This is a genomic window from Streptomyces sp. NPDC048623, from assembly GCF_040650755.1.
In the GTDB taxonomy this organism is placed as follows: Bacteria; Actinomycetota; Actinomycetes; order Streptomycetales; family Streptomycetaceae; genus Streptomyces.
Window position 1 is genome coordinate 112,578 of the sequence record NZ_JBEZHV010000021.1, and the last position, 25,785, is coordinate 138,362.

The window sequence follows — 25,785 nt, forward strand, 5'->3', positions numbered from 1 at the left end:
GCCGACACGCCTGCTCGCCAGGCTAGGGCGCGGACGGCGCCAAGGCGCGCAGGACGCAGAACTCGTTGCCCTCGGGGTCCGCCATGGGCACCCAGCTGCGGCCGGGGCCCTGTCCCACGTCGACCTTGGCGGCGCCGAGGCGGAGCAGCCTGGCCACCTCGTCGTCCGTGCTGCCGTCGATCGGGCTGACGTCCAGGTGAAGCCGGTTCTTCTTCACCGTCTTCCCCTCGGGCACCCGGATGAACACCACGGTGGGCGCCATCTGCCGGGCCCGTACCTCCTCGACGGTCGGCACCCAGGACCCGATCTCGACCTTGCCCTCGCCCCGTTCGATCACCGTGAAGTCCAGAACCGCGCACCAGAACGCGGCGAGCCGCTCCGGATCGCGACAGTCGACGACCAACTCGGTGAACCTACTGGTCATTTCTCCCCCTGACGGTGCGGACGGAAGCCAAGGGGCTCACCCTAGAGGGCCGTTGAGACTGTGTGATGCACTTCGGTCACGACTTGGAGCAGGGGATTGGCCTGTCGCGTACCTGCGGTACACGCTGTCTCTGTGGCGAGACGATCACAGGTCCGAACGGGTACGCCGGGCGGCTGCCTCTTCAACGGATGCCTGACCGTTCTTGGGCTGCTGATCCTGACCGTCGTCGGCATGTTGATCTGGTGGAAGACACAGCCGGCGCGGGACGAGGCCCAGGCGCGCGAGAACCTGCTGAAGAACGTCGAAGTGCACCGCGACCGGCTGGGCGACGCAGCGGCCGACGGCAGCCTCTCCGACACGGAGATCGCCCAGGTCTTCCCCCCTTCGAAGCCCGCCACGGGCTTCGTCGGCGTGACGCGGCAGGGCAAGGCCGTCACCGTGGTGGCGGAACTGCTGGGCCGGGGACCGACACGGGCCTTCATCTTCGTGTACGAGCGGTCGGTGACGGGCTGTTACGCCTTCGAGGTGCCGCCCGTGGCCTCCGGGGCTCCGGAGCCCTCCGTCCGGGAACTCCCGCGGGAGGCGTGTGCGCCGGGCGCGACCACGCTCCCCATCAGGGGATGAGTCCGCCGTTCACGGCGCGGGCGAAGAGCCGCTGGTGCCACTCGTTGGCGTCGGGTCCGGGGTCCGTGGCCAGAACGGGGTTCGGACCGGTCTCGATGAGATGGAGGAGCGTCCAGGCGACGCCGTAGCAGTCGTCCGGACCGAAGCAGGCGACGAGCGCCTTCGCTTCCTCTCCCGTGACCGGCCTGACGATCGCGCAAAGCTGGTCGTGACGCCGGTCGATCTCCTCTTCGCTCGCGTCCCAGTCGGGAAGCGGGCCATCGGCGACGAACGTCTGCACTTCGGGTCTCATGGGCGAATGATCGGCCGCCTTCGCCGACGCGGGCAAGGCGTCTAGTCTGCGGGACGCACGTGTGCGGAGGGGTGTCCAAGGGGGGCAGAAATGGTGCGGCTGGAGAAGACGTCGCCGCGGGCGAGACCCACGTACCGACGGAGCGTGTGGACCACGCTCACCGGCTGGGGGATGCTGCTCAGCGCCGCGGGGGCGGTCGGCTGCGTGCTGTGGGGCGTCGGCCCGTACCCGCCCTTGGTCGCCGAGACGGGCCTCGCCGCGCTGGCCGTGGTCTTCGCCGCCGCCTGGATCGCCGCCTCCCGCCGGGCTCCGCAGCACACCGGCCGACCCCCGGCCTGCGGCCGCGGGCTGGTGTGGCTGATCGCCTGGCTGGTGCCGCTGGCCACACTGGCCTGCTTCGCCCTGGGGTTCATGGTGTCGCCGGAGTACGGGCAGGAGACCGAGCGCTTGGAGGCGGCCGGGTACGGGGAGCATTCCGCCATCGTCGTCCGGCTCGCCGGGGACCCGGTCCGCAGCTACGACGACGATGACGAGCCGTACTTCGAGACCGACCTCGTCCTGCGCATCCCGTACGACAGCGCTCCGCGCGAGGTGACCGTGCCCGGGATGTACACCCGCTACGACCCGCCGAAGCCGGGCATGAGCATCGCCGTCTACTACGCGCCGGGCGATCCCCGCCCGGACTCTCCCGTCCTGGAGTACGGCAGCCGCCGGGGCGCGGGCCTGCTCGGCACCCGCACCCTCCTCGCCGTCATCCTGGTCATCCCGGCGGGAGCCCTCCTGACGGGCTTGCTCACCTACGAAATGCCGCGCGAGGTACGGCGGTTCACCCCGCCCGTACACCTCCCGGCCCTCGGCATCCTCCTCCTCGGCCTGCTCCTCCTCCTGCCGACCGCCCTGGGCTGGGAGGCCGCCGGCCTGGCCCACCCCGCGGCCTTTCTGTCCTGCGTGACACCGGGGGCCGCGCTGGCGTGGGTCTGGCGCTCGTTCTAGTGCTCCAACGGAACCGGGCCGGCGGGTGAACCGTCCCTTCACGCTCACGGTTCGCGGCGGACGCGAGGAACCCTCCACGTCCGGCCTTCGACTCCGCACGGTGCGGCATCTCGCCAGCCGAGAACGCTCACACCCTGAACCGGGGGTGTTCAAATCATCGCATCACGAGCTCTTATTCCATGAGTTCGAATGACGGTTCTCCCGAGAAGACCGGAAGGTAGATATCTCGCCGAAGAGCCCTCCACAGGAAATCCGTGAACGACATGTCAAATGATGCCCACTCCCCCATATCTACGACCACCTGCCAATCACGCTTATCGGGAGCTGGAGGTGCAAGCAGGAGGTAATTTCCGCCATACGATCGCCCCACAGGGATAAGCCCCCCACGGTCAGGATGCACCGGGAAAGGATATAGTTCCGGACTGTCTGATCGCAGAGCCGCGTACGAAGCGTGCACAGATGCCAGCAGCCAATCAAGACTCAATCCTTCATCCGGATCTCCATCCGGATGAAAAATCAGCATCTGATCATTCAAGCAACCGGGACCGTAGGCGGAAACGAACTCCTTGTACTCGAATGGAAGACTGAGCGAATTACGCTCCTCAAAGTCGCGCCACTCAGTTTCCGGGTTGCCGAGCCAAAGAGGGTCACCCAGCAGACTACGGAACCGAGAGAGGTCCACCAGAACTCCTTGAATTACATTGAACGCCACCAGTTGGTCTATTATATACGGTGCAGTCCAGGAGATATCCCTTGTTGCCTACGGCGAACATCTCTATACGATCAGGGATCGCTGGATTCGATCCCCCATAGCGCGCCAGCACGCCAACCCGGACGGTTTCTCCGCCCCGCACCGCCTTAACAATATCGTTCTCCAGGCCTCTCATATGGGGGGTATTAGCCGGATCTTGATACCCGGTCACGAAGTTCCTCATTGTATAATCTGCGCCCCCCATCTGGTTTCCGATCAAGTGAAGACGGGCTCTGTCTCTGGCAGGAAGACTCTCCCATCCTGCAGGATTCCACTTAGGGTCGAGGCGCCAAGGCCGCAGATCGAACTCATCGATTGTCGCCACAGCACCCGTCGCGCGACAGTCTTCCGGGGCGCTTCCAAATCTCGTCATCGGAGCGTACTGGAAATCAGGATCCGCCGACGGGAAGTCCAGCGAACACGGCTGATTCCTCCTCTTCCGCATTCCTTCATAACCAGACCCACCTAGACCGTGATCATTTTCGATAGACCCCTCGGGGAACATTTGCTCGAGTGCTTCTATCGCCTGCGCGTCAGTCGGATTCAACGGCTGTATCGCGTCTATCACGGCCTGGTCAATGGCTGCGACAACGTGCCGCGTATTCTCCCGGGACTGCTGCTGTATTTGCTCCTGGTTTATCTGCGGCTTCGGCTTGGTCCGGACCGGCGCCGGCTTGGGGCTTTTCCCGCCATTCGGATTCTGCTTGATCGGCGTCTTTTCGGAAGGCTGAGGAGGCTTACTGGTGCCGTTACCGGGCGACTTCCCCTTGTTTCCGGTGTTTCCACGGTTTGTCTTCGGACTGTTAGTGCCTCGGCACGTGCCGGTGGTGCACCCCTTGCCCTTCGGGTCGGGCCTCGTACTGGACCTCGTACTGGGCCTCGTGGTCCCCTTGCACATCGACGAGTACTTGGAACATTCCTGGCTTCTTGCGCTCTGACGGGTCGTGCTCGGCCGCCGTCCCCTGTTCTTCGTGGTCTTCGTGCTGCAGCGGGAAGAGTAGCGGGAGCACTCCTGGTTCCTCGCCCTGTTCGCAGATCGTGTGCCGGCACTTCGGGTCGACGGCCTGGATCGTCCAACACTCCCGCCCCCGCCGCCGGAGCCACCTGCACCGCCCCGTCCGCCGGCGCCGGGGCCACCACCGCCATTACGCGGGTCAAAGGCGTGCCCGGTCGGGTCGGTTCCGCCCAGCGGGTCACCCTCCGCGTAGGCGAATCGGTTGGCTTGGCCCGAGGGCGTGGGGTCGAGTTGCCAGGTGTCGCGCGAGGTGAACGCACCAGTGCCCGGCTGGAACCAACGGGCCGCCATGTTCACCTCGCCCGTTGCGGGGTCCGTCCATCCGGACTGGTAGCCCAGTGCCGGGTTGGTGCCGTCAGACGCGGTGACCTTGCCAAAGGGATCGTAGGCGCGGGAGCCGGTGACGGATGTGCCGTCCACGCTGAGGCCTGCGACGAGGTCGCTGTGCTGGTCCGTGATGGCCAGGCGTTCGAAGCCGGCAGTGCTGAGGCCTGCGCTGGCGAGCAGGGTGCCGTCCGGCGTGCGGGTGTACGCGGTGGTGGCGTCGGTGGCGAGGTTGTTGGTGACACCGTCGTAGGTGAACTGGGTGCCGTCGTCGGTGAGGACTCGATCCAGCGAGTCGTAGGTGAACGTGCTGCTTCCATTGGAGACAGCGCGCTCGAACGCGTCGAACGTCAGGGAGCGGGTTGTGCCGCCGCCTTGCGTGATGCCGTCAGTGGTTCCTCGGGGGCTGTAGGTGTAGGTCTGTGTGCCCCACGTCTCGAGCCGGTTGCGCGCGTCGTACACGCCGTCGGTGTCACCTTGCTTGACCAGGTTGCCTGCGTCGTCCCAGCCGTAGGCGATAGTGCTGGTGCCGCTGGTCCAGGAGGTCATGCGACTGGACAGGTCGTACGTGTAGGTGTTGTCGGCTGCACCTGCGGTGCCGGTCGTGGTCTTCCGTACGAGGTGGTCGTCGAGGTCGTATCCGTAGGTGGAACTGGTCACAGGCACGCCTGTGGCCGTGCGGGTGACGGTGTCTGTGGTCTGTCGGCCGAGGCTGTCATACCCGTAGGTCCGCTGGGAGGCGACCGTGGGCTGACCGCCCGCGGCAGTGCGGGCGTACTGCTCCGAGACGGGACGGCCCTCCCCGTCGTACTCGTACTGGACGAGGGTTCCGGTCAGGGGGTCGGCCGCCGTGTCGAGCCGGCTGGCGGCGTCGTAGGTGTAGGCGGTGGTTCCCGCGGCGTCCTTTCGCGAGGTCATGTTGCCCTCGTCGTCGTAGGAGTACTGCGAATTCCCGGACGGACCCTGGGCCTGCAGGAGCATGCCACGGTCGTTGTGGGTGTATGTGTTCGCCGGGCCGATGGCGCTTGTGCCGACTCCTGTCAGACGGCCATCGAGGTCGTAGGAGAAGGTGTGGGGCGTCGTGGGTGCGATGGTGCCGGAGCCCTCCTCGCGGATGAGGCGACCGAGCACGTCATAGCTGCGCTGGCGCTTCACGTTGCCGGGCAGGAGTTCGATGACGGGCTCACCCATGGCGTTGTAGACCGTCGTCCATGTGCGGTCAGCCGCCTCGGGGTGCTTGCTGGTAGCCGGTTCTATGGTCGACTCGGCCAAGCCCCAGGCATTGAAGGTGTAGTGGGTGGTGTTGCCGCGGCCGTCGGTGAAGCGCGTCCGGTCTCCGCGCGCGTCGTAGCCGAAGGTGGACGTGATCGTCTTGGTGCCCGAGACCTTCTCCTCCTGCCGCGTGAGCCGGCCGAGCGCGTCGTAGACGGAGACAGTGCTCCCTCCCGCAGGGGTCGTCGCCGAGGTCTGGTTGCCTTCCTCGTCGAATCCCGAGAGGTAAGTGCGCAGGGCGGTCGATCCGGTGCCGTAGTCGGCGGCCGCGGTGATGTTGTCGAGCAGGTCGTAGGTGAACGTGCTCTTACGGTTGGTGCCGTCGGTGACCGACGTCTGGCGGCCGAGGCCGTCGTAGGTGTACCTCGTGGTCCCTTCACCGGACGGGGTCACCGTGAGGGGTTCGCCGGCCGGGTTGTACGTCGATGTCGAGACACGTCCGGCCGGGGAGGTGACAACGATCTGGTTGTCTGCGTCGTCCCAGGTGTACCGGGTCGTCAGATTCCGCAGAGACGGGTACCGCTCGACCGCGGTCGCGGTGAGCTGCCGGCCGAGTCTGTCGTATGTGGCTTCCGTGCGAGACCCGGTCGGCGTGGTGACGGAGAGGGGGAGATCTGTCGGGGTCCAGGTGTAGTGGGTGACCCCTTCACCGGACAGGGATGTGCTCGCACCGGTCAGCGGATTGGGCTCGGTCTGGTTGAGCGGGGTGGCACCGCCGACGAGAGGGTCGATGCGCTGGGTCAGATGATCAAGCTGGTCGTAGGCATAGCGTGTGGTGCGCTCCAACGGATCGGTGGTCGACGTGACGCGGCCGATCGCGTCATAGGCCGTTCGGTGAACCGGCGTGATGGTGGTGCCGCCGGGCGGGGTATAGGTCGGGAGGTTGAGCGCGGTGGTCCTCCCGAGTCGGTCGAAGTCGGAGCTGGTGACGGCTCCGTTCTCGTCCCGGGAGTGGCTCAGGTCGCCGAATGTGTTGTAGCCGTGCGTGGTGGTGGGTTTCTGCTGCTGGGCGGCGTTTCCGTAGCTTTCGATGGTGACTGCGGGTGCGGCCTGTTCGACGAGACGGCCGAGAGCGTCGTAGCGGTAGGTCGTGGTGTACGCGGCGGGATCGGCTCCGGGCTTGGTGCCACGCGGGCTGGTGGAGGTGAGGAGGAGGCCGCGCCGGTCGTAGGTGTTCCGGGTGGTGATGGTGATGGAACCCGATGTCAGAGCGGCGGTAGTGGTGTTGCCGGCCTGGTCGTACGTGACGTGTTCGGTCTGCGACTCCGTGACGGAGACATGTCGGGTGGTGTCGGTGAGCCGGTCGTCCTTGTCGTAGACGTAATCCATGGAGCGGTTGAGCCCACTGGGATCGAGGACCGAGCGAGTGATGCGTCCGGTGGCGTCCACGGTGAACGTCTCCGTGAGGGTGCCGCCGTTGGTGACCTGCTTGATCAGGTAGTTGGCACCGTCGTATGTGTTGATCTCCTGCGGGATGTCCCGGTGGGTTCCGTCTGCCTGCTCGACCTGGAGAGCGGTCGTGGTGGCGAGCAGATCGTCGTCGAAGTAGGAGAACGACGTGGTCGCGCCAAGGGCATCAGTGGTGGAGGCGAGCCGGCCGGCGGGGTCGTAGGCGTTCGACTCCAGTACGAGGTCGCGTGGTTCGCCCGACTGTTGCCCGGTCCAGTTCTTCAGCACAGTCTCAGCGATGGCGCCGCGCGACGTGTACTTGTAGGTGGTTTCAGTTCCCAGGGCATCCTTCTCGCTGATGACCTGGCCGAGAGCATCAAACCCGTAGGTCGTGGTGTTGCCTTCAGCGTCGGTGACCGAGTCGCTGAAACCGCGTTCGTCGTAGTGTCGGGTCGTCGTGTGGGCGATGTCGCCACCAGTAAGATCTTCGACGGTCTCGGAGAGAAGGTTGCCGTCTGCATCGAACGCGCGTGTCGTCTTCGCGGTGTGAGTGACGCCGGTGATCTCGTTCTTGGTGCTGGCACCGGTCTCTGTGGTCACGTTGGACAGGGAGTCGTAGCCGTAGGCCGTGGTGACGCCGTCCGGGTACGTGTCGGAGATCTGAGTCTCGCCCGTCTTGCGGCCGATGCCGTCGTAGGTGAAGGAAGTGACGAGTCCGTTGGGGTCCGTGATCTTGGCGAGGTCACCGTTGGCGAAGTAGGCGTATGCCGTGACGGCGCCCTCGGGTGTCACGGTGCTCGCAACCAGCCCAGCAGGTGTGACCCCGCCGCCGACGGCCGGCTCCGTTCCTACGGTGTACGTGGTGCTGGAGGTTCGCCCATCGGCCAGCGTCAGCTTCTCCGGCAGCCCCAACGCCGTGTAGGCGGTCGTCGTCGCATACCGGCTGTCGGAAGGGCCTGTGGAGCGAGCATCTCGGGCGACGGTCTGTTTGCCATTACGGGGGTCGAGCGGGTCCGCGGTGTTGTTGTAGTACTCCGAGTAAGAGGTCCAGCAGGAGTTGGCGTCCCGGCAGGTCGTTCGGGAAACGGTATTCCCCTGGGCGTCATGGCCGGTGATGGTGGCGTGGCCGTTGGGGTCGGTGACCGTGTGCAGGAAGCCGCCGGTGTCGTACGCGTACGTGGTGACTCCGCCGTCCGCGTCCGTCGAGGCGATGCGACGCTGGCCGCGTACCGCGTCGAACGTGCTGCTGGTCTTGGCGCCCATCGGGTCGGTGACCGTCACCGTCGAGGTGAGCGAGGAGGCAGACGCCCGGGTGGCGGCGTCATACTCGTCGGCCACCTGATCGGCGGTGAGGGCGTGACGGTACACGGCGACCTCGTCCAGCTGGCCGGTGAAGAAGCTGACGCTGCCGGGGGAGGCGGGCCAGGTCTTGGCGAAGCCCGCGCCTATGTAGGTGTGGTTGTTGCTCTCGTGGTCGACGGGCGCGCCCGACTTCGTCGCGACCATCGTGCCGTCCAGGTACAGGCTCTGCACACCGCCCTCGGCGGTGACGGCCGCGTGATGCCACTGGTTGTCCGTCACCGTGCCCGGCGAGGCGTTCGACTGCTGTACCCCAGGGGAGAAGTACTCGCCGCGGAGCTTGCCGTCGGTTCCGACGTACAGGATCGGGGCCCAAGAGACACCGGCGTCGGTGGCTCCCGCCATGGGAAGCGCCTGGTTGGCGAGCATGACGCCGGGCTTGTTGGTCCGGAACCAGAGGGTGGCGGAGACGTCCGCCGTGCCGATGCCGACGGGCGGGACCTCTGCGTACCCGTCTCCGTTGAACGTGACCGCTGTGTTGTCTCCGGTGCCGAAGGCGCCAGTCGCGCCAAGGGTCGTCTTGGTGTAGGTGCCGGTGCCGTTGACGGCGGCGACCTTGCTGTTCACCTGGGTGCCGGTGGCTTCGTCCAGGCGCCAGTAGGCGGCGGGGGCGTTCGCGGAGACTGCGGCGCGGTACTGGTCGCTGTTTCCGGACACGAGCTTGTTGCGTGCGTGGTAGTGCTCGAGGACGGTCTGTGCGCTCAGTTCCTTGGTGTAGAGAGCGGCTTCGTCGAGGGAGCCTTGGAAGTACCGATTGATGTGGTTACTGGTGCCGCCGTCCCATGCCAGGTTGGAGTGGCCGGCGCCCAGGTAGGCATACGCCAGCGTCTCGGGCTTCACCGCTCCCGTGAGAGAACCGATCTTGACGCCGTCCAGGTAGAGCGTCTGGCCCGTAGTGCCGCCCGTGATGACGGCGTGGTGCCATTCGTTGTCGGTCACTGCCGTGCTGCTGGTGATCGGCGTGACAGAGCCTCCGCGCCACAGGTAGCCGCGGAGTCTGCCGTTAACGTCGACAAGCAGGCTCGGGTTGTACATCAGCGGCGTCGTGCCGATTTCCGTGTTCTGCAGACCGAACAGCACTCCCCCGGGGTGATCGGTGCGGAACCACAGCTCGACCGAGAGCGCGGTGGCAGCTTCGAGAGCGTCCGCGGGAACTTCAACGGCGCCCTCCGTCCCGTCGAAGGCTGCCGCTCCGTCGTCACCCGCGGAGAATGCACCGACCTGACCGAGCGTGACACCATCCCGGTAAGAACCATCCGCACCCAAGGGAATCTCATCGCGCGCCGCTGCGCCGCTGTTGTCGCCCAGGCGCCAGTAGTTGGTGGGCGCGGCACTCCTCACGGCTGTGGTGTAGCTCCGGGATCCGGACTCGTACACGGGCGCCGAGACCTTCCAGGTGCCAGCGCCGTCCATCACTTCGGTCACGCGCTCGGTGTCACCGTCGTAGGTGACCTGCGCGCTCGTGCGACCGGAGGGGAGCGTGACCTTGGTCAGCCTGGAAGATCCAGCGCGGGCTTCGAAGTGCTCCCTGACCGTTGCTGCGTCGAGAGCGTGGTGGTAGACGGCGACCTCGTCGAGAGAGCCCTGGAAATGGCGCACGCCCTCGAGTTCGCCGTCGTAGCCCCAGCTGGAATAGCCGGCGCCCAGATAGGTGAAGGTCTTGTCTCCGTGGTTGACCGGTCCTGAGATCGAGCCAACTGCTACACCGTCAACATAGAGCGTTTGGCTGGTCCCACTGCTGGAGAGGACCGCATGGTGCCATGCACCGTCAGTGACAGCAACGCCCGAGGACATCGGAGCGATGGGTGTGCTCACAGTGTCGAACGAACCGCGCAGCTTCCCATGCGGGTCAATCTCGAACACCGGATTGTTGTAACGATAATTGATGTCGCTCAGCGGCGTGTCCTGGAAACCGAGAATCACGCCGGAGGGCGTGGAGGACTTGAACCACAGCTCGACAGACACAACGGTCGAGGAGGATAGTGCGGCGTCCGGCAGCTCGATGTGCGAGCCGACGTTGTAGCCCCCGAAGCCGACAGCCTTGTTGCTGGTGCCGGTCAGAGCGCCCTCGCTCCCGAGCACAGCGTCACGGTAGCGGCCCGAGCTCAGGCCCGTCGTTGAGGCTGTCTCACTTGCCGCAGCCTCGCCTTCCGTCTCATTCAGCCGCCAGTAAGCGGTGGGGTTGGCGTCCAAGACCATGCTGCGGTACTGGCTGCCGTTCTCGTAGGTGTACTGAGTGCACGCAGCTGTGGATTCCGGCGGGCAGACCTTGACGAGCCTGTCACCGTCGTAGGTGTAGGTCCACTTCAGCTGAGAACCAACGCCGTTCACCTCGCTGGTTTCCGTGGCCGCGGCATGGCTGCCCGCCCACGTGAACGCAAGGTACCTGCCCGACAGTGCGTCGGTGGCCCTCGTGAGCTTTCCGTCCGTGTAGGTGAGGAGCTGCGCCCGGCCTTGGCCGTCGGTGATCTTTGTGAGCCGGCCGCCGGCGTCGAAGGTGTGGAGGGTGGCTGATCCATCGCGAAGAGTCCAGCCACCGCCGGTCTCCGCCATAAGGACACCCACCGAGCCGGAGGGTGCGGCATATGTGCCATCGGCGTTGCGGCCGAAGCGGACTTGGGCGCCGGTCGAAAGAGTAATGAGGACGCTGCCGCTGCTCTCAATTACGGCTCGCATGTCCCAGCGGGTTGCCCAGCCTGCCCCGAAGACGTTGTTCTGACGGGTGTCCTGGGAGTTGTAGGTACGGGTGACGGAGAGCTCGGGGCCGATCGTGGGTATTGCGGCATCCGTGGCGGCAGTCGCGTAATTGCCGTTCCGCTCGCCGAAGTCCTGCCCCGCGTCGGACGCTCCAAGGTGGCTGGTGATTGGGGGCTGGGGAACCTGGGTAGTCAGGAAGGACGCTGCCGGTCTGACGGATGTCGCGCTTCCGTCGTAGGCATAGCCGTACCACGCATAGGTCTTGGACCAGGCGAGCCAGCCTGCTGGAACGCTCCACTGGGTAGATGTCCCGCGGGTGCCCATGCGGCAGTTCTCACGGGTGTTACTTCCTTCGACCTCGCAGACCTCGAACTGGTACTCCAGGGCCTTCGGGTAGCGGTCGAAGTCTGTGCCAATTGCCCACAAGGCGGGTGTCAGAGAGTCGACGACCGTACCGCTGGGCGGTGCCAGGCTGGTCAGGTTCGGCGGGAGATTGGCCGTCGTAACCTTCAGGTTCGCCGTCGGAATGCCCGCGCCGCTGAAGGTAGTGACTCCGTAGTCGTCCATCGTCCAGGCGATCGTGTACGTCCCGGGAGTCAGCGGCGCGATCTTCGCGTTCACGGTGACACTGCCCCCGGGGGCCACGTTCGTCGGCATGTTCGTCCACCGCAGCTTCGACGTGTCGGTGATCTCCTGGCCGGCCGCGCCGTACAGGCGATAGCGCAGTTTGTAGTTGCCGTTCGCGGGCCAAGTCTCCTGCCCCTGGTTGGTGACCGTCACTGAAAAGGCGCCCTCGGAGGTGGCGGTCATGGGCGTGACGAGCGTGCCGAGCTTGTAGGTTGCGCCGTACTTGGTCCACGTCACGTCAAGCGAGGGCTTGGCGTTGGGGTAGTCGTCGGACCCGAAGTTCTTCCAGGCAAAGGAGTCCGTGGTCGATGCCTTGATGGCAAGGCCGTAGTTCTTCTTGCGTCCGTGAGTCCAGTCGTCGACGAGCTGCCGACCCGCCGAGCCGAGGTTGATCCCCTCCCATGCGGCGCCACCGCACGGGTACGTAGTCTGTCCCTCCGGGCGCCATCCGTGAGCGAAGCTCTTCGACGCCAGCGCCGCCCCCGTCGTGGGACCCGGGTAGGTCGATGTAGTCGTCTCGGACCAGGCGGAGATCACGGGATGGATGGTCACCGGCCGGGCCGTGCACGAGTACGACCAGGTGTTGTAGAAGGCGAGGCTCGCACCGAGCACCCAGGCGTTCTTCAGCGAGCTCTCGACACCGGCGAAGTGCAGGAATCCCGCCGCCTTGTGGCCTCCCGCATCGTAGGTTCCGACCTTGATGTTGGTATCGCTCGCGAAGTTGGTGTTGTAGGGGTACTCCACGAACGTGCCGGAAGACGCGGCGACTGGAGTGACGCTGGTCACGGTCGGGTCGACCTTCACGGGGAAGACCCTGCGAGGATCGTGGAGCCATTCGTAGTCGAGGCTCACCTTCAGAGCCTGGCCACCCTCGACGTTGAGAAGCTCGTAGCGGACGCCGCTGGATATCTCGCCCTGGTTCGAGTTGGAGGCGAGGTTCGAGTCCTCCATCCACCCTGTGGGTATGCGTGCCCGCACGCTGCCCGAGACATCCTTGAAGAGCACGGCGCCCGTCGGATCGAGAGATCCGGTCAACCCTTGCATGTAGAGCGGGAAGGTCCACTCCGCAGGAGCATCGCCGCTGTTGAGGTAGAGAACCTCCTTCACCGAGGCACCAGTCGCGATGAACCGCACGTCGGAGGCCGGAAGCACTCTTCGGTAGGTGATCGTGCTCTCTCCGGCTTCGCCCGGGGCGTTGGCCGCGCCCTGAATGGCGAATCCGACCGAGGTCTCGGAGCCGGTCTTCAGGGAGACAAGGGGAGCACCGTCGGCGAAGCCGGCGAAGGTTGTCTCGGTCTCACCCGCGGCAATACGCCAGCCATCGGCGGACGTACTCACGGCCTGTCCGAGGCGCCCCGAACGGGAAAGCGGCTTCAGCGTCGTATCCACGGGCCTTCCAGGCACCCGAAGAATCTTGGAAGTTGACTGGCTCGTCATAGAACCGCGTCGTGAGTGTTCCATCGGCATTCTGGAACGTCTTAGCCGTCCGCTGACGCTCGCCGACGAGCTCCCGACTGGTCCCGGAATCGAACCCGTGAGGTGTCTCCGCATCACCGGCGACGGGGGTCATCGTCACAGCCGGTCTTTGAACCGTCGGGACGGCGAACAGAGACGTCGCCTCCTGTGCGCGTGCCAGCTCCCCGGGGGCCGGGCTATGGCCCGGCCGCCCTCCTGGCGCTTCGGCAGAAGTGGCGTCGCCTGTGGATGCATGCGAACGCCCGGCAGCGGAGCCCCACTTCTGATCAGGAGCGTCACCCGACAAAGTGCGCCCCGCCGCCAGGATCTGAGCGACGGCAGCCCCTTCCAAACCCGCCAACGCAACCATCACGAAGGCGACGGCAACAGAAACAGACCGCACCAAACGCACGGAGGCCCCCCTCAAAGCCCGATCAAAACTGCTCCAGTTGATCGATATGTAGACAGAGAAAGCAAGAACCGTGCCCATTTCGTGATCATTGAGTGGAGATCATTTGTGGGCATGCAGGAGATAGAAGGCCATTCCTGCACACCTACGAGGGTCCGACAGGCCCGAGAAACACGAGACCCCCGCCGAAGGGCGGGGGTCTTACGGTGACGGAGGTCAGATGGTGTTCATACGGGCGTACGCCAGGAAGGTGGTCCAGGCGGCGGGGGTGGTGGTGAGCTCGCCCTGGGTGTGGTCCTTGGTGTCGCGGACGTGGACGTGGGGGAGGTTGTCGGCGACCTCGATGCAGGCGTCGTTGGTGTTGCCGCTGTACGTGCTCTTGTGCCAGTTCGGGGACGTCGCAGTCATCCGTGATCCTTCGCGATAGCGCGCATCAGTTCGAGGGACGCGCGGACGCTCAACGCACCCCGTTGCAGCAGATCATAGACACGCTGAAATTGCATCACCTCGGCTGGCTCCTCGGTGTAGTTGCCCGTGTTGAACCCCTCCGTATAGGCCCCGCGCTGCCCTCTGGGGAGTGTGAGGAGGGAGAGCGAACCAGCCACAGGCGCGCCCTTGATGGGGAGCACCTGGATGTTCACGTTCGGGCGCTCGCACATGGCGAGCAGATGCTCGATCTGCTCCCGCACCACCGGGCCGCCGCCCAGGTCGCGGCGCAGGCTCGCCTCGTCGAGCACGATCATCATCCACGGCGGGTCGGGCCGTTCGAGTAGGGCCTGACGCTCCAGTCGTTGGCGGACGAAGTCGCCGATCTGCCCGGAGTCTCCAGCGAGACCGGCCTCCATCGCCGCGCGGGCATAGCCGACGGTCTGAAGCAAACCCGGCACCACGATCCAGAACTCGTGCATCGCGGTCGCTTCGAGCTGTCGCCGGAGGTACGTCTTCGCGTAGTCACGCACGTTCTGCTCGGTGAGGATCTTGACGAGATCCACCAACCGGCCAGGCTGGAGCTGAAGCACGATCTCCAGCTTCTTCGCCAGATCCCGGTCCGGCGGATCCTCGCCCAACTCGATCGCGGAGATCCAGCTCCCGCTGCTGAAGACCTTCGCCGCCAGGTACGTCTGGGTCCAGTCGCGCCCGAGGGCTAAGCGCGCCTCGCGCACCACGTTTCCGAGGCACTGCTCGATGCTGTCCCCGGGGTCGAGATCCTTCGCTCCTGGCATATGCCCCGTTCCTCATCTGTGCCATGGAACCCAACTCCTGGTGAGCGTAGGTCACTCCGCGTCATCGTGGAGTCGTCCGGAGGAGATCCATCAGAAAGAGAGCCCTCCATGAGCACGACCGGCAACGCACCTCCCATCCGTCCCATCTCCGAGGCCGAGGCCGCCCAGGTGTTCCGTGACCTCAAGGCCGCCATGGAAGGCGCCGGCCTTCCCGCGAACGGGCTGTATCGCGACGTACGGCGCGGGCCCGGCGGCGACACGCACGCGTTCGGGCTCGGGGTCGTGTCCGTGGTGGCGGCCAAGCGGTTGACCGCTGTGCTGCGGGCGGCGCGGGGGGCCTGGTGAGGTACCGGAAGGGGGACATCGTCATGGACGCGGCGCGGGCGCTCACCGGGCAGGTCCGGGACGTGAACGGAAACCTGCTGACGCTGGTCCGGCCCGGCGGCTTCGAGTGGGAGACGACCGCCGAACAGTGCTGGACGGCGAGCCCGGAGGAACGTCAGAGCCTGACCCCGCGCGGGGCCATGCGCATCATCACCACGAACGGAGTGCACGAGGTGGCGAAGCACGGCGGCAGCCAGGGTGGCGACCCGTCCGACGGTTCCGGGCCCGCGAAGTAGCCGCCGGTGCACGCGCGTACGTTGGAGGCGTGCCCCTCGGGGCTCGCCTCCGCGCTCATCGCCTCGGGCGCCCTGCGATCCGACTGGGTGCCCACGTTCAGGGCCGCGCCCCGGTAGCTGTTCGCGCCCGACCGCGCCTCGGACCCGCACGGCTGGCGCGTCGCCGTCTACTCCAGCACCCCGCTGACCACCCAGCGGGACTCCCTCGGCACCCGCCCGTCGAGTACGACCCCGAGGCCTCCCTCATGCCCGCCGGGCATCTGCGAGCCGCCGGGCTGGCGCCCCTGCTGGTCGTCGGGGACGGGAGGGAAGGGTACGAGGAGGGCGGGCCGTACGACCGGGTCATCGCCACCTGTTCCGTCGGCGAAGTTCCTCCCGCGTGGATCGAACAGACCGTCCCCGCGGGACGAGCCGGAGGCGGCGGACGAGTGGTGGGTACGGCAAGGGCGGCCCGGGTTCGGGAGGTTCGGGCTGGCCGTGGGGGCGAACCGGCAGGCCGGGTGGCTGGGCCGGGAAAGCGATCCGCTCTGAGGTGCCCGTCACCCACAAGTGGCATATTCACTCGATGCGTTCATACCGCCACTCTGCGTGCGGTACGGTTCACGCAAAACGGCCCTCGCGACGGTTTCAGCCCCGTCAGCGAGGGCCTCGACCACGAGTGGATAGGCGTCCACCAGTGATGTACCGGCACTTTATCGCGCCCTCGCGCGGCTTCACCCAGTTCTCCCACGACCTCATCCGGCATCCGAGCCTCGGCTCCGACGCCGTACGCCTTCTGACCTGGCAGCTTTCCCTTCCCGCCGGGGCCCGCGAGTCACTCTCCCGAACCGCCGAAAAGGCCCGGATCGGGGCATGCGCGTTCACCCGGGCCAAGCGGCAGCTGAAGGAGGCGGGCTACGTCCACGAGCGGCGGGTGCAGGGGCCCGGCGGGCGGTGGGTGACGCAACAGCTCGTGTCCAACCGGCCGTTGAGCGAGGGCGAGGCCGCCAAGCTGCTGGGGCAGGTGCCACCGAGTCCCCAGAATCCGGCGGTCGGTGATCCGGCAGCCCCGCGCACCGACGGTCATCCAAAGAAGGAAGACCTCGGGGAGGACAACTCCAGCCTTCCCCCCGAGCCCGAGCCGCAGGTCCCCGAACAGGCCCGCGCCCTCGTCGGCGCCCTGCCCCTCCTCTCGCCCGCCCTCAAGCACATCCCGCCCGGCATGCGCGACGAACTCGCCCGCCTCGCCGCCGCCTGGCTCGACGCCGGGCACACCTCCGCCGACGTCCACGCCCACGTCCTCCGCGGCCTGCCCGGCGGCGACACACCCGTACACCGGCCCGGCGGGCTCGTGAGATACCTCCTGCGCGAAGTCCCGCCCGTGGCGCTGGAAGCACCCCCGCAGCCCCCACCCCCCACCGGACCCCGACTCTCCCCACGCATCGCCTCGGCCCGGGAATGCCACGGCAACGGACACACCCACACCATGCTGTTCCGGCCCATCGGGGACGAGACGCTGTGCCGCCTGTGCGTGCCTGTCCCAGCACCCTGAGCCGTACGGCACGAAACCGGGTCGACGCGCGAACCGCTCCCCCCGCATCCTTCCCCCATGGAATTCCTCTGCTACCACCGCGACCGGCCCGGCTCCCTGCCGCTGCGCCACGAGCTGACCGAGGCGCACTGGGCGTACATGGACCAGTACGAGAAGGAACTCATCGCGCGCGGGCCGACGTTCGGGGACGGCGGGGAGAGCGTCACCGGGAGCGTGCACATCGTCGGGCTGCCCGATGCCGCCGCCGCCCGGGCGTTCGCCTTCGACGAGCCGAACTACCAGGCCGGCGTCTACCGGGATGTGCTGCTGCGGCGGTGGCGCAACGCGCTCGGGCGGACCATGTGGGACTTCCCCGGCGGGCGGGAGGGCGGCAACCGCTTCCTGGTGCTGGGGTTCGGCGCGGGCGAGCCCGTCGACCTGGAGGTGCCGGCCGGCCGCGACGACGAGCTGATCGCGTACGGGCCGCTGCTCTCCGACGACGGCACCGTCTGGCTCGGCACGGCGGCCCTGGTCCGCGCCCCGGACCCGGACGCGGCGCGCGGCCTCCTCACCGTGGACCGGTACGCCGCCGTCGAGGTGCACGACTGGGAGTTCGGCGGGCGGCGCTGACCGCACGCCCCCACCCCCGCCCCGCGGCCCTACAGCGGCGGCGCGTCCCTGAACCGCCGCCTGTCCCGCGCCCCCGGTGGGGCGTCCGCCAGGCGGATCACCGTGCCGTCGCGGCCCGCGACCACCGGTTTCACGGAGCGGGCGGCCTTCGCCTGGTACTGGGCGGCGTCCGCGAGGCGGAAGAGGCGGCGGGCGGACTTCAGGGGGCCGATCGGGTCGCCGGTCGAGGCGACGCCGCAGGCGACGCCCTCGCCCAGCTCCAGCTCCGCCGCCCGCACGCACAGCTCCTCGGCGACGGCCACCACCTCGTCGGCGGTCGGGCCGACCGTGAGGAGGCAGAACTCGTCGCCGCCGAGCCGGGCCGCGAGCGCGCCCTGGAGCCGTGCGCCGCATCGTGACAGAACGGAGCCGAACCGTTCCAGCAGACGGTCGCCGACCGCATGCCCGTGGGTGTCGTTGACCCGCTTGAGGCCGTTGAGGTCGCAGACCATCAGGCTCACCACGGAGCCGTCCACGCGGTGCCGCTCGATGGCCTGGTCGAGCCGGATGTCGACCGCCCGGCGATTGGCGAGGCCGGTCAGCGGGTCCGTGAAGGCGAGCTTGCGGACCTCCTCCAGGCGCTCGGCCTGGGCGATCCCGGCCGCCACGACCGCGGCGAGCACGGTCGCGAAGTTCGCCTCGTCCCGGGTGAAGGGCACCGCCCCGGCCGGCCTGGCCACGTACAGCTCGCCCCACGCGCGCGCGTGCAGCACGATCGGGGCGACCACGCAGCAGCCGCGCCCGCGCCGCCGCAGGCCGGTGACCCGGCCGGTCGTGACGCGGTCGTCGGCGGTCTCCACCCAGGCGTCCGGCTCGCCGCCGCCCGCCCAGTGTTCGTGCAGGAACTCGGTGATCTCCGGGAACTGGTGCACGGGGTACGTCTCGGCGTCGGGGAACTCCTCCTCCCCCTCCGCCCGCGCCCCCGCGTTCACCAGGACCTTCAGCCGGCCGTGGTCCCGCTCCCAGACCGAGAGCGCGGCGAAGCTGCCGCCGAGCGCCTCGCAGGCACCGAGCGCCGCAGCCCGCCAGAACTCCCGCGGAGTGTGTGCCGCCGCCATCGCCTGCGCCAGCGCCACCACGGCCCGCAGCCGCACATCCTCACCCATTCCTCCAGCTTAGGGAGGATTGATCCATTTTCCCTTTCGAGACGTCACGGAAAGTTACAGATAGTGAAAAACTGGACCAAATGGATACAGGGCGTGCGCGCCGAACCACCTCAGCGGTCAGCGGCATCGGCGCTCACTCGCCGGCACACTCGCCGGCTCACCCGCCGGCTCACTCGCCCGGCCACTCCGGCTTCCGCTTCTCGTTGAACGCCGCGACGCCCTCCGCGCGGTCACCGGAGAAGGCCACCGAGCGCCAGGCCGCGTCCTCGACCTCCAGGCCCGCCCGCAGGTCGAGGCCCTGGCCGAGGCGCATGGCCTTCTTGGCGGCGCGCAGGCCGACCGGCGAGTTCGCCGCGATCCGGGCGGCGAGCTCCATCGCGGCGGCCTTGGCGTCGTGCTCCAGGAGGTCGACGAGGCCCAGCTCGCGGGCCTCGGCGGCCTCCACCCGGCGGGCCGTGAAGACCAGCTCGGCGGCCCGGGCGGCACCCACCCGGCGCGGCAGCAGCTGCGTACCGCCACCGCCGGGGATCACGCCCACCGAGACCTCGGGCAGGCCGACCACGGTGCTCTCGTCGGCCACGATCACGTCGCAGGAGAGCGCCAGCTCGTACCCGCCGCCGAGGGCGAAGCCGTGCACGGCGGCGACGGTCGGCATCGGCAGCTCCAGGACGCCGGTGTACGCGGCGCGGGCGGTCGGGCGCTGCCGGACCAGGTCGGCGTCGCTGAAGGAGTTGCGCTCCTTGAGGTCGGCGCCGACACAGAAGGCCCGGTCGTTGGAGGAGGTCAGCACCGTGACCCGTACCGCCGGATCGGCGGCGAGCGCGGCGCACGCGGCGCCGATGGAGCGGGCCATCTCCGAGGACACCGCGTTCATCGCCTTGGGGCGGTCGAGGACCAGCTCGGCGACGTGCCCGCGCTCGTCCCTCCGTACCGCCACGAACTCACCGAATCGCTGCTCGGACATGCTGAGGGCCCTCCCGGTCGAAGCCGGTTAACGGTTGTTAACGGCTGTTCACCGGAGATCCTAGGACGGACGGCGGCTCAGCAGCCAGGGCTCCACCACACCCAGTCCACGCACCGGCCGCTGCCACATCGGCTGGAGCGCGAAGCGGTACGAGGGCCCCTTCTCGCCCGCCTTCTCGGCGCGGGCGGCCTCCTCGGCCGCCTCGGTCTCGGACAGGGGCGCCTCGCCGGTCCTGGTCAGCTCCTCGGCGAGGGCGCTGTCGACCAGGACGGCGTCCTTGGGCGCTATCGAGGTGAGCCGGCTGGCCAGGTTGACGGTCGTGCCGAAGACATCGCCCATCCGGGTCGTCACCGTGCCGAAGGCGATGCCGACCCGCAGCTCCGGCATCGTCTCGTCCTGGCTGAGGGTCTCGATGAGGCGCAGGGCGATCTCCCCGGCCGTACCGGCGTCGTCGGCGCAGTAGAGCACCTCGTCGCCGAGGGTCTTGATGAGCCGGCCGCCGTGCGCGGCGACCAGGTCGGCGCAGGTGGTCTCGAAGGCCTCGACGAGCTCGCCGAGCTCCTCCTCCTCAAGGCGCCGGGTGAGCCGGGTGAAGCCGACCAGGTCGGCGAAGCCGACGGCGAGCCGCCGGTCGACCATCTCCTCGTCGTCGGCGGCCTGCGCGACCCGGCCGGTGGCGGCGGCGAGCTGGCGGCGCCACACGTAGATCAGGAACTCCTCCAGCTCGGGCAGGAGCAGCTCGACCAGGGGGTACGTGACCTCGGCGCGGGTCATGCCGGGCTCGGGCGGCTCGGTCAGGCCCTCAAGGAAGGAGTCGATCTGCCATTCCGCCAGCCGGGCGGTGGTCTGTCCGGTGGAGCGGGCGACCTGCACGGCCATCGGCTCGCTGAGCAGTCCGGCCTCGACGAGACCGGCGAGCCGGCGCAGCGCGAGCACGTCGGCCTCGGTGAGCGCCTTGGCCTGGCCGATGTCGGCGAAGCCCATGGCGCGCCAGAAGCGGGAGGCGAGCTCCATGGAGACGCCGGCGGTGCGGGCGGCCTGGAACGGGGTGTAGCGGCGGTCGGCGCCGAGGATCAGCTGTTCGAGGCGGATCGCGAGGGGGTCGTCGGTCGGCTCGACCGTGTGGTCGACGACATGGTGGGGCGTGGGGTACGTGGGGTTCGCGGGGTTCGCGGGGTTCGCGGCCGGCTCTTCGGCCCCCGCGACGGCCTCGGCACCGGCCCCGGCGGCCGGCTCATCGGCCCCGGCGCCGGCCCCGGCGCCGCCGTCCGCGTCGTCGGCGCCGTAGTTCGCGTCGTCGACGGTCACCGGCCGCCTCCTGCCCGTTCCCTGCCCACTTGTCCTGCCGATCTGTCGCGTGGATCGCGGTCCACGATACGACAGGTGTGTGCTGGCTCACGCCCGAACCGGTCCCACACCATGACGTACGGGACCGGTTCGGGCGGAAGACCGCTCGGTCGGCGGCCCTCAGGCGGCCCCCAGGCGGCCCTCAGGCGGTCTTCAGGAGGCCCTCAGGAGGCCCTCAGGCGGCCCTCAGATGGACGATGTCACCGGCCGCGACGGCCTCCGTGCCGCCGCCCTCCGTCTCGACGACGAGCCGTCCGTCGCCGTCGATGCCGACCGCGACGCCCTCCAGCATCCGCTCGCCGGGCAGGTCGGCCCTGACCCGGCGCCCGAGGGTGGCGCAGGCCGTCCCGTACGCCACCAGAAGCCCGGAGGCGTCCGGGTCGCCGTCGGCCCGCACCCAGTCGCCGTACCACTGCTCCAGCGAGCGCAGCACGGCCCGCAGCAGGGTGTCGCGGTCGGTGGAGACGGCGCCGGCGAGGGCAAGGGAACCGGCGGCGGGGACCGGCAGTTCCTCGGCGCGCAGGCTGACGTTGATGCCGATCCCGACGACGATGCCGTCCTCGCCGGCCCGCTCGGCGAGGATGCCGCCGGTCTTGCGTTCCTCACCGGCGATCTTCACCAGGAGGTCGTTGGGCCACTTGAGGGAGAGGTCCACGCCGGCGGCCTTCGAGAGGCCGCTCGCGGCGGCGACTCCGGTGAGCAGCGTCAGCCAGCCCCAGCGGTGCACGGGCACGTCGGGCTTGAGGAGGACGGAGACGAAGAGGCCGGAGCGGGCGGGGGCGGTCCAGGTGCGGTCGAGCCGGCCGCGCCCGTGGAGCTGTTCCTCGGCGACCAGCACCGCGCCCTCGGGGAGTTCGGCGGCGCGGGCGGCGAGATCGGAGTTGGTGGAGCCGGTGGACTCGACGACGTCGAGGGAGGTCCACAGACCGTCGGGGAGCACGAGCGCGTGGCGCAGCGCGGCAGCGTTCAGAGGGGGCCGGTCGAGGTCGGACCAGCGTCCCGCGGAGCCTTGGGAGGACGTCATGCAAGCCAGCGTAGGTGTGGCAAACGCCGCACTGCCGAACCGTATCGACGCCGATACGCTACGGATCAGTAGCAGGGCAGTAGCCCATTCGTAGTCAACGAACCCCCCGTGACCAGGCAGGGAGCCGCATCCCGATGTCCGAGCCGGCAGAGCACGACCAGATCGACATTCACACGACCGCGGGCAAGATCGCGGATCTGCAGCGCCGGATCGGCGAGGCCACCCATGCCGGTTCCGCGCGTGCCGTGGAGAAGCAGCACGCGAAGGGGAAGCTGACCGCGCGCGAGCGGATCGCACTGCTGCTCGACGAAGGTTCGTTCGTCGAGCTGGACGAGCTGGCCCGGCACCGCTCCACCAACTTCGGCCTGGAGAAGAACCGTCCCTACGGCGACGGTGTCGTCACCGGCTACGGCACCGTGGACGGGCGTCCGGTCGCGGTCTTCTCGCAGGACTTCACGGTCTTCGGCGGCGCGCTCGGCGAGACGTACGGCCAGAAGATCATCAAGGTGATGGACTTCGCCCTGAAGACCGGCTGCCCGGTCGTCGGCATCAACGACTCCGGCGGCGCCCGCATCCAGGAGGGCGTGAGCGCGCTCGGCATGTACGGCGAGATCTTCCGCCGCAACACCCACGCCTCTGGTGTCATCCCGCAGATCTCGCTGATCGTCGGCCCGTGCGCGGGCGGCGCGGTGTACTCGCCCGCGATCACCGACTTCACGGTGATGGTCGACCAGACCTCGCACATGTTCATCACGGGTCCCGACGTGATCAAGACGGTGACCGGCGAGGACGTCGGCTTCGAGGAGCTGGGCGGCGCGCGCACGCACAACTCGACCTCCGGTGTGGCCCACCACATGGCGGGCGACGAGAAGGACGCGATCGAGTATGTGAAGTCCCTGCTGTCCTACCTGCCCTCGAACAACCTCTCCGAGCCGCCGGCCTTCCCGGAGACCGCCGAGACCGAGGCGACGGACGAGGACCGCGAGCTCGACACGCTGATCCCGGACTCCGCGAACCAGCCGTACGACATGCACACCGTCATCGAGCACGTCCTCGACGACGGCGAGTTCCTGGAGACCCAGGCGCTGTTCGCGCCGAACATCGTGACCGGCTTCGGCCGCGTCGAGGGCTTCCCGGTCGGTGTGGTCGCCAACCAGCCGATGCAGTTCGCCGGTTGCCTGGACATCGGCGCCTCCGAGAAGGCGGCGCGCTTCGTCCGTACCTGCGACGCCTTCAACATCCCGGTGCTCACCTTCGTCGACGTGCCGGGCTTCCTGCCGGGCGTCGGCCAGGAGCACGAGGGCATCATCCGGCGCGGCGCGAAGCTGATCTACGCGTACGCCGAGGCGACCGTCCCGCTCATCACGGTCATCACCCGCAAGGCCTTCGGCGGCGCGTACGACGTCATGGGCTCCAAGCACCTGGGCGCCGACCTCAACCTGGCCTGGCCCACCGCGCAGATCGCGGTCATGGGCGCGCAGGGCGCGGTCAACATCCTGCACCGCAGGACGATCGCCGAGGCGGAGGCCAACGGCGAGGACATCGAGGCGGTGCGCACGCGCCTCATCCAGGAGTACGAGGACACCCTGCTCAACCCGTACATCGCGGCCGAGCGCGGCTACATCGACGGCGTGATCCTGCCGTCCGAGACGCGCCCGCAGATCGTGAAGGGTCTGCGTCAGCTGCGCACGAAGCGGGAATCCCTGCCTCCGAAGAAGCACGGCAACATCCCGCTCTAGCCACTCCGCCCCTCGGGAGGGACACAACGATGATCAAGGTCGTACGAGGGAACCCGACGCCGGAGGAGCTGGCCGCCGCCCTGGCGGTGGTCCGGGCCCGGGCCGCGGCCACGGCGGCGGCGGCCGCCGCGGGCGACGGCCCGCAGGTGCCGGAGGGCTGGTCGGACCCGGCGCGGATCGCGCGCACGGTCCGGCACCGGCCGGGTCCGCGCTCGTGGGCGCGGTCCTACTGGCCGGTGTGACCGCTTTCTGTACGCGTTCTGTACGTGGTGAAGGCCGGACCCCGTGTGCGGGGGGTCCGGCCTGCGCCGTAGGGGCTGGTGCCGTAGGGGTTGGTGCCGTACGGGTTGGTTGAGTACGCGTACTCAGGCGCCCCGGGCCCCCGGGCGGCAGCATCGACACCATGCTGTGGTCCGACCCCGATGACGAGCCGCCGAAGGCCATGCACGAGATGCAGGCCATGCTCCGGCGCGCGGGCGTCCTGCTCGCTGTGGCGATGGTGGTCTTAATGTTCGTCGCGGGCGCACGATGACGGGAAGAAGACCGGCCCAGGGCTCGCTACGCTGCCCATATGACTGCTGATCGCCGCCGCCTCGTGCTCGCCTCCGCCTCCCCCGCCCGGCTCGGACTGCTCCGGCAGGCCGGGCTCGCGCCGGAGGTGATGGTGAGCGGTGTCGACGAGGACAAGGTGCACGCGCCGACGCCCGCCGAGCTCGCGCTCGCCCTCGCCGAGGCCAAGGCCGCGCACGTCGCGGCCAAGCCGGAGGCGAGCGGCGCCCTCGTCATCGGCTGCGACTCGGTCCTGGAGCTGGACAAGCAGGCGCTCGGCAAGCCGGCCGACGCCGCGGAGGCCACCGCCCGCTGGAAGTCGATGCGGGGCCGGGTCGGCATCCTCCAGACGGGCCACTGCGTGTACGACACGACGGCCAAGCGCTACGCGTCGGCCACCGCCTCCACCGTCGTCCGCTTCGGCGACCCGACGGACGCCGAGATCGCCGCGTACGTGGCCACCGGCGAACCGCTGCGCGTGGCGGGCGCGTTCACCCTGGACGGGCGCTCGGCGCCGTTCATCGAGGGCATCGACGGCGACCCGGGCAATGTCATCGGCCTCTCGCTGCCGCTCCTACGCACGCTGCTGCGCAAGCTGGACGTGTCGATCACCGACCTCTGGGCCTGAGGCCGCGGGGCCTGCGGCCTGAGGCCGTCAGGCCCTCAGGCCCTCAGGGGCCCCTACGCGGCGGCCGGAGCCCCCTGAGCGGCCTCCGGCCCGTCCGCCTCCGGTCCGCCCGCCTCCGGCCCCGGCTTGTCCGCCCTGGGCTCCCCGTACGCCACCAGGGTGAGCACGATCAGGCCGACCACGGCCATCAGGAACGCGAAGGCCGCCCAGCCGAGCAGCCCCACCGCCACCGCCCCGAGCACCCCGTGGACGATGGCGCAGCCGATGAGCAGCGCGCGGCCCGGGCGGCCGGGGCGGCGGTCGCGGATCGCGGCGATCAGCGGGACCAGGGCACAGAGCAGCAGCAGCGCGCCGGAGGCGATGCCGAGGCCCCAGGTGCCCGTGTACATGACGTCGGGGTCCATCCCGTCGAGGGACATCGACTGGGCCTTCACGAAACGGGCCATGACCGCGTTGATCGCCACGATGCCGGGCGCTTCGAGGAGCAGCACCGCCGCCGTGACGAGTGCTATCGGTCTACGGGCCACCTCGGCCACCCCCTGGATCCCGTGGATACGGCTGTTACCTACGGTACGTACGACATCGCGCAGGCTACTGGCCGGTAAACCACCGGACAAGGGTTCGCGCCATATGGCTCCCGTCCGGCGACAGCGCAAAGAATCATTGAGCCATTCGTAGGGACTCGACAAAGAAACCCGTTTGGCGACTGGCCGCGCGAACAGAGACCTGCGCCACACCTCGGAGCTACTGTGCCGTAAAGAATCCCTGCGTACCG

22 protein-coding genes are annotated in these 25,785 nt (G+C 68.4%); 11 read left to right on the forward strand and 11 right to left on the reverse strand.

What is annotated here, in order from left to right:
- Positions 1-22: 22 nt before the first annotated feature.
- Positions 23-424: a VOC family protein gene (locus AB0C73_RS27125; protein ID WP_362535090.1), complete on the reverse strand. Its 402-nt coding sequence runs from the start codon at positions 422-424 to the stop codon at positions 23-25.
- Positions 425-556: 132 nt separating this feature from the next.
- Here AB0C73_RS27125 and AB0C73_RS27130 point away from each other — a divergent pair, with 132 nt between their 5' ends.
- Complete coding sequence (locus AB0C73_RS27130; RefSeq protein WP_362535092.1) at positions 557-1,048, forward strand: hypothetical protein; 492 nt, start codon at positions 557-559, stop codon at positions 1,046-1,048.
- Here AB0C73_RS27130 and AB0C73_RS27135 read toward each other — a convergent pair.
- On the reverse strand, positions 1,038-1,340 hold the full coding sequence (locus AB0C73_RS27135) for a hypothetical protein (protein WP_362535094.1): 303 nt from the start codon (positions 1,338-1,340) through the stop codon (positions 1,038-1,040). The two genes, AB0C73_RS27130 and AB0C73_RS27135, sit on opposite strands and share 11 nt — an antisense overlap.
- 144 nt (positions 1,341-1,484) lie before the next feature.
- Between AB0C73_RS27135 and AB0C73_RS27140 the strand changes: the two genes are divergently transcribed.
- Positions 1,485-2,333 carry a hypothetical protein gene (locus AB0C73_RS27140; RefSeq protein ID WP_362535097.1) on the forward strand — a complete coding sequence of 283 codons (849 nt, stop codon included), beginning with the start codon at positions 1,485-1,487 and terminating at the stop codon, positions 2,331-2,333.
- Between the two features lie 172 nt (positions 2,334-2,505).
- Here AB0C73_RS27140 and AB0C73_RS27145 read toward each other — a convergent pair whose 3' ends face one another.
- From AB0C73_RS27145 to AB0C73_RS27160, 4 genes are all read right to left on the reverse strand, one after another.
- The gene (locus tag AB0C73_RS27145) at positions 2,506-3,045 is read right to left on the reverse strand and encodes an SMI1/KNR4 family protein (protein ID WP_362535100.1); all 540 of its coding nucleotides are present in this window, start codon (positions 3,043-3,045) and stop codon (positions 2,506-2,508) included.
- Positions 2,993-13,156: a LamG-like jellyroll fold domain-containing protein gene (locus AB0C73_RS27150; protein ID WP_362535103.1), complete on the reverse strand. Its 10,164-nt coding sequence runs from the start codon at positions 13,154-13,156 to the stop codon at positions 2,993-2,995. Before AB0C73_RS27150 ends, AB0C73_RS27145 begins: the two co-directional genes overlap by 53 nt.
- Positions 13,157-13,847: 691 nt before the next feature.
- Complete coding sequence (locus tag AB0C73_RS27155; RefSeq protein ID WP_362535105.1) at positions 13,848-14,039, reverse strand: DUF397 domain-containing protein; 192 nt, start codon at positions 14,037-14,039, stop codon at positions 13,848-13,850.
- Entirely contained in the window at positions 14,036-14,854 is an 819-nt protein-coding gene (locus AB0C73_RS27160; RefSeq protein ID WP_362535108.1) for a helix-turn-helix transcriptional regulator, read from the reverse strand. Before AB0C73_RS27160 ends, AB0C73_RS27155 begins: the two co-directional genes overlap by 4 nt.
- 108 nt (positions 14,855-14,962) lie before the next feature.
- Here AB0C73_RS27160 and AB0C73_RS27165 point away from each other — a divergent pair, with 108 nt between their 5' ends.
- The 5 genes from AB0C73_RS27165 (at position 14,963) to AB0C73_RS27185 (ending at position 17,614) form a co-directional block, all read left to right on the forward strand.
- Complete coding sequence (locus tag AB0C73_RS27165; protein ID WP_362535111.1) at positions 14,963-15,199, forward strand: hypothetical protein; 237 nt, start codon at positions 14,963-14,965, stop codon at positions 15,197-15,199.
- A gap of 23 nt (positions 15,200-15,222) precedes the next feature.
- Positions 15,223-15,474, forward strand: coding sequence for a hypothetical protein (locus tag AB0C73_RS27170; RefSeq protein WP_362535114.1), 252 nt, complete (start codon positions 15,223-15,225; stop codon positions 15,472-15,474).
- Between the two features lie 245 nt (positions 15,475-15,719).
- Entirely contained in the window at positions 15,720-16,154 is a 435-nt protein-coding gene (locus AB0C73_RS27175) for a hypothetical protein (protein ID WP_362535117.1), read from the forward strand.
- Positions 16,154-17,005, forward strand: a complete 852-nt coding sequence (locus tag AB0C73_RS27180; RefSeq protein WP_362535120.1) for a hypothetical protein — start codon at positions 16,154-16,156, stop codon at positions 17,003-17,005. The genes AB0C73_RS27175 and AB0C73_RS27180 overlap by 1 nt, the downstream gene beginning before the upstream one ends.
- 57 nt (positions 17,006-17,062) lie before the next feature.
- On the forward strand, positions 17,063-17,614 hold the full coding sequence (locus tag AB0C73_RS27185) for a YciI family protein (RefSeq protein ID WP_362535123.1): 552 nt from the start codon (positions 17,063-17,065) through the stop codon (positions 17,612-17,614).
- Between the two features lie 29 nt (positions 17,615-17,643).
- Here the strand turns inward: AB0C73_RS27185 and AB0C73_RS27190 are convergent, their stop codons facing one another.
- From AB0C73_RS27190 to AB0C73_RS27205, 4 genes are all read right to left on the reverse strand, one after another.
- Entirely contained in the window at positions 17,644-18,759 is a 1,116-nt protein-coding gene (locus tag AB0C73_RS27190) for a GGDEF domain-containing protein (RefSeq protein ID WP_362535125.1), read from the reverse strand.
- A 169-nt stretch (positions 18,760-18,928) separates the two neighbouring features.
- On the reverse strand, positions 18,929-19,723 hold the full coding sequence (locus AB0C73_RS27195; RefSeq protein WP_362535128.1) for an enoyl-CoA hydratase-related protein: 795 nt from the start codon (positions 19,721-19,723) through the stop codon (positions 18,929-18,931).
- Positions 19,724-19,783: 60 nt separating this feature from the next.
- Positions 19,784-21,031 carry an adenylate/guanylate cyclase domain-containing protein gene (locus AB0C73_RS27200; protein ID WP_362535130.1) on the reverse strand — a complete coding sequence of 416 codons (1,248 nt, stop codon included), beginning with the start codon at positions 21,029-21,031 and terminating at the stop codon, positions 19,784-19,786.
- A 214-nt stretch (positions 21,032-21,245) separates the two neighbouring features.
- Positions 21,246-22,094 (reverse strand): biotin--[acetyl-CoA-carboxylase] ligase, encoded by an 849-nt coding sequence (locus AB0C73_RS27205; RefSeq protein WP_362535133.1) that lies wholly within the window; start codon positions 22,092-22,094, stop codon positions 21,246-21,248.
- Between the two features lie 134 nt (positions 22,095-22,228).
- Here AB0C73_RS27205 and AB0C73_RS27210 point away from each other — a divergent pair, with 134 nt between their 5' ends.
- The 4 genes from AB0C73_RS27210 to AB0C73_RS27225 all read left to right on the forward strand — a co-directional run bounded on the left by AB0C73_RS27210 (position 22,229) and on the right by AB0C73_RS27225 (position 25,010).
- Positions 22,229-23,833 carry an acyl-CoA carboxylase subunit beta gene (locus AB0C73_RS27210; protein ID WP_362535136.1) on the forward strand — a complete coding sequence of 535 codons (1,605 nt, stop codon included), beginning with the start codon at positions 22,229-22,231 and terminating at the stop codon, positions 23,831-23,833.
- A gap of 29 nt (positions 23,834-23,862) precedes the next feature.
- A complete protein-coding gene (locus tag AB0C73_RS27215; protein ID WP_362535138.1) occupies positions 23,863-24,075 on the forward strand; it encodes an acyl-CoA carboxylase epsilon subunit in 213 nt (70 codons plus the stop codon).
- Positions 24,076-24,236: 161 nt separating this feature from the next.
- Positions 24,237-24,365: a hypothetical protein gene (locus tag AB0C73_RS27220; protein ID WP_362535140.1), complete on the forward strand. Its 129-nt coding sequence runs from the start codon at positions 24,237-24,239 to the stop codon at positions 24,363-24,365.
- A 39-nt stretch (positions 24,366-24,404) separates the two neighbouring features.
- On the forward strand, positions 24,405-25,010 hold the full coding sequence (locus AB0C73_RS27225) for a nucleoside triphosphate pyrophosphatase (protein ID WP_362535143.1): 606 nt from the start codon (positions 24,405-24,407) through the stop codon (positions 25,008-25,010).
- 53 nt (positions 25,011-25,063) lie between these two features.
- Here AB0C73_RS27225 and AB0C73_RS27230 read toward each other — a convergent pair whose 3' ends face one another.
- A complete protein-coding gene (locus AB0C73_RS27230) occupies positions 25,064-25,537 on the reverse strand; it encodes a hypothetical protein (RefSeq protein ID WP_362535146.1) in 474 nt (157 codons plus the stop codon).
- Between the last annotated feature and the right edge of the window lie 248 nt (positions 25,538-25,785).

Excerpts from the sequence above, each read along its gene's own strand:
- AB0C73_RS27125 (WP_362535090.1), bottom strand. The coding sequence starts at position 424 with ATGACCAGTAGGTTCACCGAGTTGGTCGTCGACTGTCGCGATCCGGAG.
- AB0C73_RS27135 (WP_362535094.1), bottom strand. The coding sequence starts at position 1,340 with ATGAGACCCGAAGTGCAGACGTTCGTCGCCGATGGCCCGCTTCCCGAC.
- AB0C73_RS27155 (WP_362535105.1), bottom strand. The coding sequence starts at position 14,039 with ATGACTGCGACGTCCCCGAACTGGCACAAGAGCACGTACAGCGGCAAC.
- AB0C73_RS27160 (WP_362535108.1), bottom strand. The coding sequence starts at position 14,854 with ATGCCAGGAGCGAAGGATCTCGACCCCGGGGACAGCATCGAGCAGTGC.
- AB0C73_RS27165 (WP_362535111.1), top strand. The coding sequence starts at position 14,963 with ATGAGCACGACCGGCAACGCACCTCCCATCCGTCCCATCTCCGAGGCC.
- AB0C73_RS27170 (WP_362535114.1), top strand. The coding sequence starts at position 15,223 with ATGGACGCGGCGCGGGCGCTCACCGGGCAGGTCCGGGACGTGAACGGA.
- AB0C73_RS27175 (WP_362535117.1), top strand. The coding sequence starts at position 15,720 with ATGCCCGCCGGGCATCTGCGAGCCGCCGGGCTGGCGCCCCTGCTGGTC.
- AB0C73_RS27180 (WP_362535120.1), top strand. The coding sequence starts at position 16,154 with ATGTACCGGCACTTTATCGCGCCCTCGCGCGGCTTCACCCAGTTCTCC.
- AB0C73_RS27185 (WP_362535123.1), top strand. The coding sequence starts at position 17,063 with ATGGAATTCCTCTGCTACCACCGCGACCGGCCCGGCTCCCTGCCGCTG.
- AB0C73_RS27190 (WP_362535125.1), bottom strand. The coding sequence starts at position 18,759 with ATGGGTGAGGATGTGCGGCTGCGGGCCGTGGTGGCGCTGGCGCAGGCG.
- AB0C73_RS27195 (WP_362535128.1), bottom strand. The coding sequence starts at position 19,723 with ATGTCCGAGCAGCGATTCGGTGAGTTCGTGGCGGTACGGAGGGACGAG.
- AB0C73_RS27205 (WP_362535133.1), bottom strand. The coding sequence starts at position 22,094 with ATGACGTCCTCCCAAGGCTCCGCGGGACGCTGGTCCGACCTCGACCGG.
- AB0C73_RS27210 (WP_362535136.1), top strand. The coding sequence starts at position 22,229 with ATGTCCGAGCCGGCAGAGCACGACCAGATCGACATTCACACGACCGCG.
- AB0C73_RS27215 (WP_362535138.1), top strand. The coding sequence starts at position 23,863 with ATGATCAAGGTCGTACGAGGGAACCCGACGCCGGAGGAGCTGGCCGCC.
- AB0C73_RS27220 (WP_362535140.1), top strand. The coding sequence starts at position 24,237 with ATGCTGTGGTCCGACCCCGATGACGAGCCGCCGAAGGCCATGCACGAG.
- AB0C73_RS27225 (WP_362535143.1), top strand. The coding sequence starts at position 24,405 with ATGACTGCTGATCGCCGCCGCCTCGTGCTCGCCTCCGCCTCCCCCGCC.